This window comes from Pseudomonas sp. F01002, from assembly GCF_004402115.1.
GTDB classification, from domain to species: Bacteria; Pseudomonadota; Gammaproteobacteria; order Pseudomonadales; family Pseudomonadaceae; genus Aquipseudomonas; species Aquipseudomonas frigoris.
Map to the genome: position 1 here is coordinate 1 of NZ_SOPU01000032.1, position 14,193 is coordinate 14,193.

The 14,193-nt window shown below is 57.3% G+C and carries 14 protein-coding genes; 5 read left to right on the plus strand and 9 right to left on the minus strand.

The genetic code is table 11. The features are described 5' to 3' along the window. Positions 1-199: 199 nt before the first annotated feature. The 6 genes from msrQ to E3W21_RS25365 form a co-directional block, all read right to left on the minus strand. Positions 200-820, minus strand: coding sequence for a protein-methionine-sulfoxide reductase heme-binding subunit MsrQ (gene msrQ, locus E3W21_RS25340; protein WP_134422249.1), 621 nt, complete (start codon positions 818-820; stop codon positions 200-202). Continuing rightward, positions 820-1,833 (minus strand): protein-methionine-sulfoxide reductase catalytic subunit MsrP, encoded by a 1,014-nt coding sequence (gene msrP, locus E3W21_RS25345; RefSeq protein ID WP_134422250.1) that lies wholly within the window; start codon positions 1,831-1,833, stop codon positions 820-822. The genes msrQ and msrP overlap by 1 nt, the downstream gene beginning before the upstream one ends. 63 nt (positions 1,834-1,896) lie before the next feature. Further along, complete coding sequence (gene pssA, locus E3W21_RS25350) at positions 1,897-2,754, minus strand: CDP-diacylglycerol--serine O-phosphatidyltransferase (RefSeq protein WP_056746100.1); 858 nt, start codon at positions 2,752-2,754, stop codon at positions 1,897-1,899. Between the two features lie 144 nt (positions 2,755-2,898). Further along, the gene (ilvC, locus tag E3W21_RS25355; protein ID WP_007948647.1) at positions 2,899-3,915 is read right to left on the minus strand and encodes a ketol-acid reductoisomerase; all 1,017 of its coding nucleotides are present in this window, start codon (positions 3,913-3,915) and stop codon (positions 2,899-2,901) included. 48 nt (positions 3,916-3,963) lie between these two features. Then, positions 3,964-4,455: an acetolactate synthase small subunit gene (gene ilvN, locus E3W21_RS25360; protein ID WP_003176102.1), complete on the minus strand. Its 492-nt coding sequence runs from the start codon at positions 4,453-4,455 to the stop codon at positions 3,964-3,966. Positions 4,456-4,457: 2 nt separating this feature from the next. After that, the gene (locus E3W21_RS25365; protein WP_134422251.1) at positions 4,458-6,182 is read right to left on the minus strand and encodes an acetolactate synthase 3 large subunit; all 1,725 of its coding nucleotides are present in this window, start codon (positions 6,180-6,182) and stop codon (positions 4,458-4,460) included. Positions 6,183-6,582: 400 nt separating this feature from the next. On the opposite strand from E3W21_RS25365, the gene E3W21_RS25370 reads away from it, so the two are divergent. Continuing rightward, entirely contained in the window at positions 6,583-7,005 is a 423-nt protein-coding gene (locus E3W21_RS25370; protein WP_134422252.1) for a DUF4124 domain-containing protein, read from the plus strand. Between the two features lie 105 nt (positions 7,006-7,110). On the opposite strand, the gene E3W21_RS25375 is transcribed toward E3W21_RS25370, so the two are convergent. The 3 genes from E3W21_RS25375 to mrcB are packed head-to-tail and all read right to left on the minus strand — an operon-like array spanning position 7,111 to position 10,521. Then, the gene (locus E3W21_RS25375; RefSeq protein WP_033054374.1) at positions 7,111-7,446 is read right to left on the minus strand and encodes a YqcC family protein; all 336 of its coding nucleotides are present in this window, start codon (positions 7,444-7,446) and stop codon (positions 7,111-7,113) included. Beyond that, positions 7,446-8,180, minus strand: coding sequence for a tetratricopeptide repeat protein (locus E3W21_RS25380; RefSeq protein WP_134422253.1), 735 nt, complete (start codon positions 8,178-8,180; stop codon positions 7,446-7,448). The genes E3W21_RS25375 and E3W21_RS25380 overlap by 1 nt, the downstream gene beginning before the upstream one ends. A 16-nt stretch (positions 8,181-8,196) precedes the next feature. Further along, positions 8,197-10,521, minus strand: a complete 2,325-nt coding sequence (gene mrcB, locus E3W21_RS25385; protein ID WP_134422254.1) for a penicillin-binding protein 1B — start codon at positions 10,519-10,521, stop codon at positions 8,197-8,199. Positions 10,522-10,639: 118 nt separating this feature from the next. On the opposite strand from mrcB, the gene E3W21_RS25390 reads away from it, so the two are divergent. The 4 genes from E3W21_RS25390 to E3W21_RS25405 all read left to right on the plus strand — a co-directional run bounded on the left by E3W21_RS25390 (position 10,640) and on the right by E3W21_RS25405 (position 14,015). Further along, on the plus strand, positions 10,640-12,196 hold the full coding sequence (locus tag E3W21_RS25390; protein WP_134422255.1) for a bifunctional aminoglycoside phosphotransferase/ATP-binding protein: 1,557 nt from the start codon (positions 10,640-10,642) through the stop codon (positions 12,194-12,196). 91 nt (positions 12,197-12,287) lie between these two features. Then, positions 12,288-12,632 (plus strand): pentapeptide repeat-containing protein, encoded by a 345-nt coding sequence (locus E3W21_RS25395; protein WP_008015079.1) that lies wholly within the window; start codon positions 12,288-12,290, stop codon positions 12,630-12,632. Between the two features lie 294 nt (positions 12,633-12,926). After that, a complete protein-coding gene (locus E3W21_RS25400) occupies positions 12,927-13,199 on the plus strand; it encodes a TfoX/Sxy family protein (RefSeq protein WP_003228231.1) in 273 nt (90 codons plus the stop codon). Between the two features lie 15 nt (positions 13,200-13,214). Next, positions 13,215-14,015: a Crp/Fnr family transcriptional regulator gene (locus E3W21_RS25405; protein WP_134422256.1), complete on the plus strand. Its 801-nt coding sequence runs from the start codon at positions 13,215-13,217 to the stop codon at positions 14,013-14,015. Positions 14,016-14,193 lie beyond the last annotated feature (178 nt).

The following is a 14,193-nucleotide window of genomic DNA, read 5'->3' on the forward strand; positions in this document are numbered from 1 at the left end:
CACCGCTTTCGACCGAGAAGATCGAATCGTCAAAAGAGCCAAACAACGCCACTCTTTCAACTCCTTCTGGGCTTCGATGACCTGAAGCAACTCGCTGTCGAAAACTGCGTAACTCATTGTTCACCAAGGAGTTTTCCGTTTCGACTGCGCCGGAAGTGGGGCGAATTATAGACTTCCAGAATCTGCCGTCAACCCTTAATTACGCCTTTCTTGCAGAAGTTGACCTTTTAGCCATTAAACGGGGGATTCGGCGGGTTACAGGGGGTAGTCGCAACACTAATAGCAATGCACCTATAGAGGCGTAAACCGCCCACTCCTTAAGATCAGCGCGCACGATCCACAACATATGCAGCAATCCAAGCCCGAGAACCACATAGGCAAGACGATGTAATTTCTTCCAGCTAGAACCCAAACTCCGCTGACTATAGCGATTTGAGGTCACCGCCAAGGCCAATAAACAGAGAAACCCAAGCGTCCCGACAATAATGTACGGCCGTTTGCGCAACTCGACACCCAACTGCGACCAATCAAAGCCGAGGATGAACGCCGTATACCCACTCAAATGCAAAACCACATAAGCGAAGCACCACAACCCCAGTTGCCGCCGGACAGCAACCCACCCCGCCCAACCGGTAAGTCTCTGCAGAGGTGTCATGCTTAAAGTAATGAGTAGCAGGACGAGCGTCCCCAGCCCCAACCGGTCAACCAGCACCTTGCCCGGATCAGGCCCCAGCACATCCTCCCAGGCCTGATACAACCAAAGCAGCGGCAAGACCGCAACAGCTATAAAGACACCAATTCGCCAAAACGGAAATCGCATCAGTAGTTTTTCCGCAAATCGAGCCCTGTATATAGAGAGGCGACTTCATCCGAGTAGCCATTGAACATCTGCGTATCCCGCACATTGGGCTTGAACAATCCACTCGGCAAACGCCGCTCGCGCGCCTGAGTCCAACGTGGATGGTCGACCGCAGGATTCACGTTCGCATAAAAACCATACTCATCCGAGGCAATGCTCTGCCAGGTGGTTTTCGGCTGCTCACTAACCAGACTGATCCGCACGATGGATTTGACGCTCTTGAAGCCGTACTTCCACGGGACCACCAAACGCAGAGGCGCGCCGTTCTGATTCGGCAACTCCCGCCCGTACATACCCACGGCAAGAATCGCCAACGGGTTCATCGCCTCATCCAGGCGCAGCCCTTCCACATAAGGCCACTCAATCAAGGCAAAACCGGAACGTTGCCCGGGCATGCTCTTGGGATCTTCCAGGGTTTCGAAGCGAATGAATTTGGCTTTGGACGTTGGCTCAACTTCCTTGAGCAAGGCCGAGATGGGAAATCCGATCCATGGAATGACCATTGACCAGGCCTCTACACAGCGAAGACGATAGATGCGTTCCTCCAACTGATAAGGCTTCATGAAGTCTTCCAGTGCGTATCGTCCCGGCTTGCCCACCTCCCCGTCCACCACCACACTCCAAGGTTCGGTTTTCAACGCGCCGGCATTGGCGGCAGGATCACCTTTATCGGTGCCGAACTCATAGAAGTTGTTGTAATGGGTCGCGTCCTTGAATGGCGTGATCGCCTCATCCTTGACGCTGACCGCGCCCCACTTGGTAGAAGGAAGTTTTTCGGCAAACCAGGAAGGCGCCTTGCCAGGCTCAACATCCGCATAACGCGCAGCATCGGCAGCACTAACCCAACGCGGCAAGCCGCTAACAGCCAAACCGGCAACGGCGGCACCGAGAACATTGCGACGAGATAGATAGAAGGATTCAGGCGTGACGTCCGACTCATGGCAGTCAGACGTTTTGGGGATTTTGATCAGCATGACAACTCCGCAGCATTGGAGGACAGATGCACCCATAGACTGCGGAGTATGAGGGAAATTACATCACTCGGCGTTTTTGTGCCGACGAAGACGTAACAGATATTGAACCGGGCCAGAGGCTGCATAAGCGAGGAAAACCAGCAGCAGGATGCGCGGCGGATCACTGAACACTACGGCAAACACCAATACCACCGCGAGGATGGCCACGAAAGGTACACGCCCCTTCAAATCCAGCTCCTTGAAGCTGTTGTACTTGATGTTGCTGACCATCAGCATGCCGGCGGCAGCGACCATCAGTGCAACCAGGAAGGACATCTTCGAACCCTGAATGCCGTAATCACTGAACGCCCAGACAATGCCTGCGACCACACCAGCAGCAGCCGGACTGGCCAGACCAATGAAGTAGCGCTTGTCCGCAGTGCCGACCTGGGTATTGAAACGCGCCAGACGCAACGCTGCACCGGCTACATAAATGAAGGCAACCATCCAGCCGACCTTACCCATGTCGCCCAAGGCCCAACCGAATGCCAGCAATGCCGGCGCAACACCAAAGGCGACCATGTCGGACAGCGAGTCGTACTCGGCACCGAAGGCGCTCTGGGTATTGGTCATACGGGCAACGCGACCATCGAGGCCGTCGAGCACCATCGCGACAAAAATCGCGATCGCTGCAAAAGCAAAATACTTGCTCGCACCAATCGAATCACCGGCACTCAAGGCGCTCTGGGCGCTCATCGAGTTGATGATGGAATAAAACCCTGCGAACAGATTCGCAGTGGTAAACAGATTCGGCAGAAGATAGATACCACGATGCCGGACTTTACGACCTTCAGCGTCATGCCCTTCCTCGATGTGTTCATCGATGGGCAGCAGGCTTTCGGCGTCAGAAGCCTGGTTTGGCTCTTCGGGACGTTCGCTCATGGACATTACCTTGCAACGGGGTGGAAAGTTTGGACAGGTGTCTGGGACGACGGTTCGGCCGCAAACGATGCAGCTTTATACCAGAACCAGCCACCCAAACGAAAAAACGCGGCCTAGGCCGCGTTTTTCGTACAAGTGCGCGACTTAGTTTTTAGCTTTGTCGACGATCTTGTTGGCACCGATCCACGGCATCATGGAGCGCAGTTGCTCGCCGATGATTTCGATACCGTGAGCGGCGTTGTTACGACGCTTGGCGGTCATCGAAGGATAGCCGGTAGCGCCTTCGCTGATGAACATCTTGGCGTATTCGCCGTCCTGAATACGTTTCAGGGCGTTGCGCATGGCCTGACGGGATTCGGCGTTGATCACTTCCGGACCGGTCACGTACTCGCCGTATTCAGCGTTGTTGGAGATCGAGTAGTTCATGTTGGCGATACCGCCTTCGTACATGAGGTCAACGATCAGTTTCAGTTCGTGCAGGCATTCGAAGTAGGCCATTTCCGGCGCGTAGCCAGCTTCAACCAGGGTTTCGAAACCGGCTTTAACCAGCTCAACGGTACCGCCGCACAGAACGGCTTGTTCGCCGAACAGGTCGGTTTCAGTCTCGTCCTTGAAGGTGGTTTCGATGATGCCGGTACGACCGCCACCAACGCCAGCGGCGTAGGAAAGTGCAACGTTTTTGGCGTTGCCGGAAGCATCCTGATAGATAGCGATCAGGTCAGGGATACCGCCGCCTTTGACGAACTCGGAACGCACGGTGTGGCCCGGAGCTTTCGGCGCGATCATGATCACGTCGAGGTCGGCGCGCGGAACAACCTGGTTGTAGTGGATCGCGAAACCGTGGGAGAAGGCCAGGGTGGCGCCTTTCTTGATGTTCGGCTCGATTTCGTTCTTGTACAGAGCGGACTGGAACTCGTCCGGGGTCAGGATCATGACCAGGTCGGCAGCCGCAACAGCGGAAGCAACGTCGGTCACTTTCAGGCCGTGAGCTTCGGCTTTGGCAACAGTCGCCGAACCTTTACGCAGGCCAACAGTAACGTCAACGCCGGAGTCTTTCAGGTTGCACGCTTGAGCGTGGCCCTGGGAACCGTAACCGATGATGGCAACTTTCTTGCCCTGGATGATCGACAGGTCGCAGTCTTTTTCGTAATAAACTTTCATGAAATTCCCCTATATATCCAGGCCGTTCAGGCCATTCGCTAATTTGGTTTAGATGCTGAGTACTTTGTCGCCGCGGGCAATGCCGGTTACGCCGCTGCGGACGGTTTCCAGAATCGAGGCGGTGCCAATGGACTGAATGAAGCTGTCGAGCTTATCGCTTGTACCGGTCAATTGAACGGTATACACGCTAGCGCTGACGTCAACGATCTGCCCACGATAAATATCGGTAGTGCGTTTGATCTCGGCGCGCTGGGCGCCGGTGGCCTTGACCTTGACCAGCATCAGCTCGCGCTCGATGTGAGCACTCTCCGACAGGTCGACCAGTTTGACCACTTCGATCAACTTGTTCAGGTTCTTGGTGATCTGCTCGATAACTTCATCGTGGCCAACCGTGGTCAGCGTCAGACGCGACAGGGTCGGGTCTTCGGTCGGTGCCACGGTCAGGCTTTCGATGTTGTAGTTGCGCTGCGAGAACAGGCCGACTACACGAGACAGAGCACCCGGTTCGTTTTCCAGAAGCAAGGAAATAATGTGCCGCATGATTAAGTACGCTCCGTCTTGCTCAGCCACATATCGCGCATGGAGCCGTCTTTGATCTGCATCGGGTAGACGTGCTCGCTGGTGTCGACCGAAATATCGAGCACCACCAAGCGATCTTTCATGGCAAACGCTTCCTCCATCTTCGACTTCAAATCTTTCGAGTCGGTGATGCGCACGCCGACATGACCATAGGCCTCCGCCAACTTGACGAAGTCAGGCAGCGACTCCATGTAGGAATGCGAGTGACGGCTACCATAGCTCATGTCTTGCCACTGGCGAACCATACCCAGAACACCGTTGTTCAGGATGACGATTTTCACCGGCAAGCCATATTGCAGACAGGTGGACAGTTCCTGAATGTTCATCTGGATACTGCCCTCACCCGTCACGCAGACAACGTCGTCATCCGGGAAGCTCAGCTTGATGCCCATGGCCGCCGGAAAACCGAAGCCCATGGTGCCCAGGCCACCCGAGTTGATCCAGCGGTTCGGCTTGTTGAAGGTGTAGTACTGCGCCGCAAACATTTGGTGCTGGCCCACGTCGGAGGCCACAAAGGCATCGCCCTTGGTGACTTCGCACAGGGTTTCGATCACGGTCTGCGGCTTGATGACGCTGCCGTCGCCCTTGTCGTAAGGGAACAGGCCGCGGTCACCGCGCCACTCATCAACTTGCTTCCACCAACTGGCAACGGACTCCTTGTTCGGGGTCTCGCCGATTTCCTTGAGGATCGCGACCATTTCGGTCAGGACGCTCTCGACCGGACCGACGATAGGTACGTCTGCCTTGATGGTCTTGGAAATCGAAGCCGGGTCGATGTCGATGTGAATGATCTTGGCATTCGGGCAGAACTTCGCCGGACCGTTGATCACGCGATCATCGAAACGCGCGCCGACCGCGAGGATCACGTCGGCATGGTGCATCGCCAGGTTAGCGGTGTAGCTGCCGTGCATGCCGAGCATGCCAATGAACTGACGGTCGGTGCCAGGGTAGGCACCCAGGCCCATCAGGGTATTGGTTACTGGCAGGTTGAGCATCTTCGCCAATTCCGTCAGCGGCGCGGAGCCACCACCGAGAATCACGCCGCCGCCTGCGTACATCACTGGACGCTTGGCCGCCAAAAGCATTTCTGCCGCCTTGCGGATTTGCCCAGAGTGACCGCGAACGGCCGGGCTGTAGGAACGCAGCTTGGCTTTTTTCGGGAAGATGTATTCGAACTTCTCGGCCGGGTTGGTCATGTCTTTCGGGATATCGACAACGACGGGACCAGGACGACCGGATTGCGCGAGGTAGAACGCTTTCTTCATGACTTCCGGGATTTCCGACGCGTGTTTGATCATGAAGCTGTGCTTCACGATCGGCCGGGAGATACCGATCATATCGGTTTCCTGGAACGCATCGGTACCAACCATGTTGCTAGGCACCTGGCCGGAAATGACCACCATCGGAATGGAGTCCATGTAGGCCGTGGCAATACCGGTGATGGCGTTGGTTGCGCCCGGGCCGGAGGTCACCAGTACCACACCGGCTTTACCGGTGGCACGGGCATAGCCGTCAGCCATATGGGTCGCAGCCTGTTCGTGACGAACCAGGATGTGGGTCACTTCCGATTCTTTGAACAGGGCATCGTAGACATGAAGAAGAGCACCACCCGGGTACCCGTAGATATATTTGACGCCTTCGTCACGCAAAAAGCGGACGAGCATCTCACCGCCAGATAAAAGCTCCACGTTGTTCACCTCTAAAACGCCAGAATACCGCCCACATAAAAGAGGACGGGTCTTAATAGGTTTACTTCTCAGCAGAGCATGAGCGACGGTGGTCGCCGACTACGTCAGCACTGACTGAGCAAGTATTGGGATCGTCCCAAGTGTTGCGGGCCTTTCCCACCCAGCGCGAGGTAACGCGTTGCGGGTGTAACAGGTCGGCGCGGATGTGCGCCTCATGATCTGCTGAGCGGGCCTGCTTCTGGCAGTCCCTCTACAGCGGACTTTGGATTCTTCTGTTTCGTCCTCTCCAAGTCAAGTCGTCTATGTGCTTTATTGAACTAAGCACATGAGAAAGCAAGAAAAAACCGCTAAACAGCAACTGTGTTAGCTTCAATTGCGCAACCCAATACAAGGAAATGGCATGCGAACGTTTTTCCTGACCGCCAGCCTGCTGATTGGCATCAGCCCTTTGTGCATGGCCGCTCAGATCTACAAATGGGTCGACGCCCAGGGCGTTACCCACTTCGACGCCCAGCCGCCCCAAGGCCGGGAAGCCACCACCGTGGTCACGCCCTCCTCGCCTGCAAGCAACCAGCCCCCGTCGCCACGCAGCGGCACCATTGGTGATCAACAGGCTATCGACAATAAAGTTAAAAAGCAGGTGACCGAGCAGCAAGCCCAGCTAAAGGCATTCTGCGAACAGGCGCGGACGAACCTGGCTCAGCTTCAGAACAATCCGCGAATACGGGAGGATGTCGAAGGTGAGATGCGCCGCCTGACCGACCAGCAACGTCAGGAGCGCATTAGCGAAGCACAGAAACAGATTGCGGATAATTGCCAATAAACACCTGTAGGAGCTGTCGAGTGAAACGAGGCTGCGATCTTTTTAAAAGCAAAGTCAAAAGATCGCAGCCTCGTTTCACTCGACAGCTCCTACAACGGATCGGCGTTAGCGAGAGGCGGTGATCAGAAGATCAAACTCTTTGAGCAGCACCTGCAACTGCCGGTCCTTGCCCTGGACATTACGGGCAGCGAAGACCATTTCGGCCATCTCCTGAATTCCCGAAGCGTTTGGCAAGGGCAGATCCTGCTCGAGGATCACCTTCATCCGCGGAAGGAAGATCCATTGCAGCCACTGCTCGAAATCCAGCGTATCGACCGAGAATGGTTCGACACTGGAAAGCGCTTCGGCGGAGGGCGAGACCTCGTCCCACCAACCCTGAACCCGCAGCTCGCGCTCGATCAATAGCAACTGTTCGGCAATCTTCGGAAAGCGTGCATCCATCACAGCGATACCTTGGCCTTCTGACGGGCCAATGCTGCGCCAGCAGAATCACCCTGTTTCTCACGCGCCTGAGCGATCAATCCCCACAGGCTGGCCTGAAGTGCCGGACGACCGTTGGCGAAGGTCAGGCCACGACGAGCAAACTGCTCGGCTTGTGGCGCATCGCCTTGGGCCATACGCACCTGAGCCAGACGATAAAGCACTTGCGGCTCACGCGGCGCAACACGCTGGGCGCGCTCGAGGCTGGAGGAAGCACCGTTGAGATCACCGCTCGCCTGTTGCTGCTGAGCGGTGGTCAGCAAGGCCAGAACCGGACCGTCCAATTGCTCGTCGGCAGACAAGCCACCGGAGCTCGCCGAAGGAATCCCGCTCGGCGTCGACGGCATGCTGTAGCTGCCTTGATTGACCGGTGCCGACTGGACCGGCGAGGTATCGATCGGCCCCGGGGTGATCGGGCCTGGTGTGATCGGCGCAGTGCTGATCGGTGCCGACGTCACAGCGCCACCACCTGGCACCATCACGACGACGCCGGTATCACCTTGCGGGATTGCCTGAGTCTGGGCTTGCGCAGGACGTTTAGTCGTCGTCTGACGGAAACCGCCATTCGCCGAAATCCGTTCACTGTTCGAAACGGCGCTACCGGAATCCACAACCGGAATCGACCCGCGTTGTACGGAGGAGCAACCGCTGAGCAAAGCCACGGCGGTAACCGCTGGAATCAACCACTTGTTCACTTGAAACCCTCTTTGCTTAATTCATCCAGCCCTTGACCCAATCCATCACCGTTTCGCCGGAAACAGGGCTTTCGCCACCGCAAGCGGCACCGGGAGGCGGTTCGCTGCCGCGAATATACGGCATCTGCACCGCGCCTGGGCAGTTGGCATCAGAGCCTTGTCCGGTACGCGAATCGACCCAGGCCTGAACAATGTTGTCTGGCTGCGGCATGTCCAGCGGCAACGGATCGGCCTTGCGCATGAAACTGGTCCAGACCTGCAGCGCACCGGTGGCGCCGGTGAACGGAGTCTTGCCGTTGTCATCGCGACCCAGCCAGACCACGGCCAGCAGGTCCTGGCTGAAACCGGCAAACCAGCTGTCCCGCGAATCGTTACTGGTGCCGGTCTTACCGGCCAGGGTCAGGGTTTTCGGCAACACGTTGTAAACCGAACTACCGGTACCTTCACGCATGACCCGCTGCATGGCGCTCTGGATCAGGTAAATGGAGGCCGGATCAAAACGCTGCTGAATCTGGAACGGATAACGCTTGAGCGGTTCGCCTTCAGCGGTCAATACGCTACGGATCCCGCGCATCGGCGTATTGAAACCACCGTTGGCCAGGGTCTGGTACATCGTCGCCACTTCGATCGGGGTCATACCGCCAGCGCCCAGCAACATCGACGGGAACGCCGGGAACTCGCGACTCACACCGAGACGTGCCAAGGTCTTCAAGACATTCGGTACGCCCACCGCCAACCCGAGACGCGCGGTCGACAGGTTGTAGGAATGTGCCAGGCCCTGATACAGAAATACGGTGCCATGGGAACGGCGATCGTAGTTCTGCGGTTTCCAGACTTGACCGTCCGCGCCTTTGATCGAGAAGGAATCGTCCGACAGCCAACTGGTCAATGTGTACTGGCTCGGCTTCTCAAGGGCTGTCAGATAAACCGCCGGCTTGATCAAAGAGCCGATCGGTCGTACAGCATCCAGCGCACGGTTGAAGCCGGCAAAACTCGCCTGGCGGCTGCCGATCATGGCCTGGACTTCACCGGTTTCCGGGTTGGTCACGACCATGGCCGCTTCAACCTCATCGGAACCCTTGCGCCCGGAGAGTCTCTTGAAGGTGTCGTTGACCGACGCTTCGGCTTTCATTTGCAGGATCGGGTCGAAACTGGTGAAGATCCGCAAACCTTCCTCGGTCAAGTCTTCGTCGCGATAGTCTTCGCGCAGCTGACGCTTGACCAGATCGAGGAAGCCGGGGAACGAGCTGTCAGCCAGCTTGCCGCGAGTCGTCACACCCAGTGGCATTTTCTTCGCAGCAGCGACCTGATCGGCGGTGGCAACACCTTGTTGCTCAAGTACATCGAGCACGAGATTGCGCCGTTCAAGCGCCCGTTCAGGGTTGCGACGAGGGTTGTAATAGGACGGCCCCTTGACCATGCCCACCAGCATCGCGACTTGATGCAGCTTCAGTTCAGACAACGGCTGCCCGAAGAAAAACTGGCTTGCCAAGCCGAAACCGTGCACCGCGCGCTGGCCATCCTGACCGACGAACACCTCATTGAGGTAAGCCTCAAGAATGTCTCGTTTGTCGTAATGCAGCTCAAGCAACATCGCCATCATGGCTTCGGTGAGTTTACGGGTCAGGCTGCGTTCGCTGGTCAGGTAGAAGTTCTTGACCAGTTGTTGCGTCAGCGTACTGCCGCCCTGGGTCATCTTGCCGCCAGAGGTGTTGACATAGATGGCTCGGGCAATCGACTTGGGCGACACGCCCCAGTGGCTGTAGAAGTCCCGGTCTTCCACAGCGACCAAGGTTTCCAGCAGATAGGGCGGGACCTGATCGATCTTGATAAGAATGCGATCTTCGAGGTTTTTCGGGTAAATCCCGCCGATCAGCAGCGGCTCAAGGCGCACCACAGAAAGCTTCGAACCGTTGGTCGCCGAAAGTTCAGCCACGTAGTCGCCGGAGAACCGCACGCGCACAGGCTGGGGTTTCTCCAGACCTTCATAGAACTGGAAGCCACGGGTATTCAAGTCGACGGTGTTGCCACTGACCTCCGCCGCGCCGGGGCCATTGCTCACAGCTTCGCGTCGGTAGCCCAAGGCGTCGAGCTCGGTGAGGAAGTCTTCCTTGCTCAACTTTTGGCCGGTAAACAGCTCCAGCGGGCGCGCGTACACCTTGGCCGGAATGGTCCAGCGCTTGCCGGAGAACTTCTCCTGGACGATCGCGTCGAGGTAAACCGCGAACCCGGCCAGCACCACAAGGCCGACCAGACTGAGTTTAAGGGCCCAGCCCAGCCAGGGGCGCAGGCCCTTGGAAGGTGGTTTTTTGGGGGTGCGGGGGGATCGAGTACGAGTCATGGCGGCGGATTATACGCACTTTATTCATACTCAACAGGAGCCCTCCGAGGTTTGCGTCAGACGGACTTGCGGCCATAATGACGGCCGTGAATTTTCCCCAGACTCTGAAGGATCGCCTGTGAGCCAGTCCCTGATCGCTGCCCTGCAAAACCCGGCCCTCTACCCGCATCCCGTAGACGGGTTCCAGGTCATCGAAACCCATATTTCCTGGGTAATCCTCACCGGCCCCTTTGCTTATAAAGTGAAGAAGCCAGTGAATTTCGGCTTCCTCGACTTCACCAGCCTCGACGCCCGCGAGCATTTCTGCGCTGAAGAGCTACGCCTGAACCAGCGCCTGACCAACGATTTGTACCTCGAAGTGTTGCCGATCACCGGCAGCGCCGAAGCGCCACAATTGGGCGGCGATGGTCCGGTTGTCGATTACGCACTGAAGATGCGTCAATTCCCACAAAGCGGGTTACTCAGCACCCTACAAGCCAACGGCGAATTGACCACTGCGCACATCGATGAGATGGCCGCGCAGATCGCCCAATTCCACCTCAGTGCACCGAAAGTGCCTGCCGAACACGAAGCCGGCACGCCGGACAGCGTGATGGCGCCGGTACGCCAGAACTTCGAACAGATCCGCCCGTTCCTCAGCGACAAGGCCGATCTGCTGCAACTGGATGCGCTGCAAGCCTGGGCCGAAAGCAGCTTCGAACGCCTCAAGCCACTGTTCGCCCAGCGCAAGACCGAAGGTTTCATCCGCGAATGCCACGGTGACATCCACCTGGGCAACGTCACCGTGATCGACGGCAAGGTCGTGATCTTCGACTGCATCGAGTTCAACGAACCGTTCCGCTTCACCGACGTTTACGCCGACACCGGCTTCCTGGCGATGGACCTGGAAGACCGTGGCCTGAAGAGTCTGGCGCGCCGCTTCATCAGCCAGTACCTGGAACTGACCGGCGATTACCAGGGCCTTGAGTTGCTGAACTTCTATAAAGCCTATCGCGCACTGGTTCGCGCCAAGGTCAGCCTGTTCAGCATGCCGGCCGAGGCCGACCCGGTTCAGCGAGCCACCACCCTGCGTCAGTACCGCAATTACGCCAACCTGGCGGAAAGCTACAGCACCATTCCTTCGCGCTTCATGGCCATCACCCACGGTGTTTCTGCCGTCGGCAAGAGCCACGTGGCCATGCGTCTGGTGGAAGCGTTGGGCGCCATTCGCCTGCGTTCCGATGTAGAGCGCAAACGTCTGTTCGGCGAGCAAACCGTGCCAAACGACCCGCAGGCCGGCATCTATAGCGCCGACGCCAGCGCCGCCACTTACACCCACCTGCATGAAATTGCCGCAGTGATCCTGCGTGCTGGTTTCCCGGTGGTAGTCGATGCGACGTACCTCAAGCGCGACCAGCGTGACGGCGCAGCGAAAATCGCCGAAGCTACCGGCGCGCCATTCCTGATCCTCGATTGCAATGCGCCGCAAGCGGTGATCGAGAGCTGGCTGGCCCTGCGCCAGGCAGACAAAAAGGACCCGTCCGACGCCAACCTGGCGGTTATCGAAGCCCAGCAAGCCACTCGTGAGGCCCTGACGCCTGAAGAGATTCTTTGCAGCAAACGCGTTCAGACCAATGAAAGCGGAACCCTCGACACAGTCGTTGCACAGATTCGCCAGCGCCTGCCGGGCCTGTAAGAAACTATTTCAGCCGTGAAGCCTTCGCCGGCTTCACGGCTGCCAAATAGTGGCACTATACTGGCGTCATAAAACCAACAGGTGATGTGACATGAGCCAGCCGAAACTTCTCGACACCCCGCTTTATGCGTTGCTGCACAAAGACGACATCACAGGTTTCAACAACGAGCGCCCCAAAGACGGACCTATCGACATGGTCGGTGGCGATTTCCGGGGTCTGGACCTGCGTGAACTGAACGCCGACGGCGTCGACTTTACCGATGCCTACTTCCGCTCCGCCGACTTGCGCGGCATCGACTTTCGCAACGCCTCCCTGGAAGGCGCGAGCCTTGCTCATGCACAGATCTCCGGCGCCTACTTCCCGCCAGAACTGAGTGCTGACGAGATCCTGATGTCGATGAATTTCGGTACACGCCTGCGTTATCGCACCCGCTAATACCCGCATCGCCTCCCCGATATGACACGATCCCTGTGGGAGCGAGCTTGCTCGCGAAGGCGGTATGACATTCAACATTGATGTCGACTGACACTACGTCTTCGCGAGCAAGCTCGCTCCCACAGGGATTGCGTTGCCTGCCTCTACTGCACTCGCCGACATTTCCTCTCTCCAGACATCTGCCTCTTAGAAGCTTTTGCGTCGACACCGACCAAACAATCACGCTTTTCCTACTGATGGCTACACTCCTGAGAAGCTCGCCCACGCACCGTTCGGCCGTCGCAAGGAGGCTTGATGAATGATGAACTGCAGCACCTGAAGAATCTTGGCAAGACGTCGGCGCAGTGGCTGCATGCCGTGGGCATCCACAGCGCCTCGGACTTGCGTCGCCTGGGGGCGGTGGATGCTTATCGGGCCGTGCGCACGCGCGGGTTTCGGGCGTCCAAAGTGTTGTTGTATGCCATCGAAGGTGCCCTGATGGATGTGCACTGGAATGACATTCCCGCCGAGCGCAAGGACGCCTTGAACAAACAGCTGGAAGCTATCTCGTCACGTCACAAGAACTGAACGGACGCAGCAGCCATGTACCTACTTGGGGAACAACCGGCTTACGCCGACGCGCTGATCAACCGACTGCAACATATTCCCGTCCGGCTGCTGGAAGGTTTGATGCCCTGCGGACCGAGCCTGGAATTTTCAGCCGTCGATGATCTGGCCGTCCTGTTACCCGGCGATCAACTGTTTGTGCTGGAAAATGGCCTGCTGCATGGGTGCGTTGACGAGCGGGCATTGTTCTATCTGCACGAGGGAGATCTGATCGGCTTGCGCCAGGGCACAGAGCTGCCGCGTTGCCGCTTTCGCAGCGATAGCCCCTTGGCACTGACGCCGTATCTGCGCTCCGAGGTTTTTCAGCATATCTATGCCGACCCGGAGCGGTCGGAGTTGTTCCTTCAATACATGGCCGGTCAGTCCGCCCTGCTGTCCGACGCACTCGCCCGCCTGAAACAACCCGAGTTTCGAAGCATCAATGGTTTTCAGCGCGTGGCCAGTGGCGAAGTGTTGATCCATCAGGGCGAAGACGCGGATCACGTATTCGTCATCATCGATGGCCATGCCGAAGCCTTTGTCGACGGGCATAAAGTCGGCGATATACCCAAGGACGAGATTTTTGGCGCCATGGCGGTGTTCACTGGCGAGAAGCGTAACGCCAGCGTGATCACCAGCGAACCCAGCACTGTCATGCTGATCCCCAAGGACCAGTTTCTCAGCCTGACCCAAAGCAATCCGAAGATCGCCCACAGCCTGATCGAGAGCATGGCCCGACGCATTGATCTGCTGAACAAGCAGATCATTCAGTTGAGTTCGCTTAACCGCACAGGCTGAAGCCCAATGATTACGGGCGTTCCCATCGAACGGAAAGCGCATTTCAAATAATTGAGAAATCAGCGGTTGACTTGCTAATGAGAATCGCTATGATTATCACAACTGGTCGCGAGACTGGTCGATATTTGAAAAGCCCTTGGTTCGGACTCTCAGATATCTCCTCATCAGGCTAATCACG

Excerpts from the sequence above, each read along its gene's own strand:
- mrcB (WP_134422254.1), bottom strand. The coding sequence starts at position 10,521 with ATGACTCGTACTCGATCCCCCCGCACCCCCAAAAAACCACCTTCCAAG.
- E3W21_RS25395 (WP_008015079.1), top strand. The coding sequence starts at position 12,288 with ATGAGCCAGCCGAAACTTCTCGACACCCCGCTTTATGCGTTGCTGCAC.
- msrQ (WP_134422249.1), bottom strand. The coding sequence starts at position 820 with ATGCGATTTCCGTTTTGGCGAATTGGTGTCTTTATAGCTGTTGCGGTC.
- pssA (WP_056746100.1), bottom strand. The coding sequence starts at position 2,754 with ATGAGCGAACGTCCCGAAGAGCCAAACCAGGCTTCTGACGCCGAAAGC.
- ilvN (WP_003176102.1), bottom strand. The coding sequence starts at position 4,455 with ATGCGGCACATTATTTCCTTGCTTCTGGAAAACGAACCGGGTGCTCTG.
- E3W21_RS25400 (WP_003228231.1), top strand. The coding sequence starts at position 12,927 with ATGAATGATGAACTGCAGCACCTGAAGAATCTTGGCAAGACGTCGGCG.
- E3W21_RS25370 (WP_134422252.1), top strand. The coding sequence starts at position 6,583 with ATGCGAACGTTTTTCCTGACCGCCAGCCTGCTGATTGGCATCAGCCCT.
- E3W21_RS25405 (WP_134422256.1), top strand. The coding sequence starts at position 13,215 with ATGTACCTACTTGGGGAACAACCGGCTTACGCCGACGCGCTGATCAAC.
- ilvC (WP_007948647.1), bottom strand. The coding sequence starts at position 3,915 with ATGAAAGTTTATTACGAAAAAGACTGCGACCTGTCGATCATCCAGGGC.
- msrP (WP_134422250.1), bottom strand. The coding sequence starts at position 1,833 with ATGCTGATCAAAATCCCCAAAACGTCTGACTGCCATGAGTCGGACGTC.
- E3W21_RS25375 (WP_033054374.1), bottom strand. The coding sequence starts at position 7,446 with ATGGATGCACGCTTTCCGAAGATTGCCGAACAGTTGCTATTGATCGAG.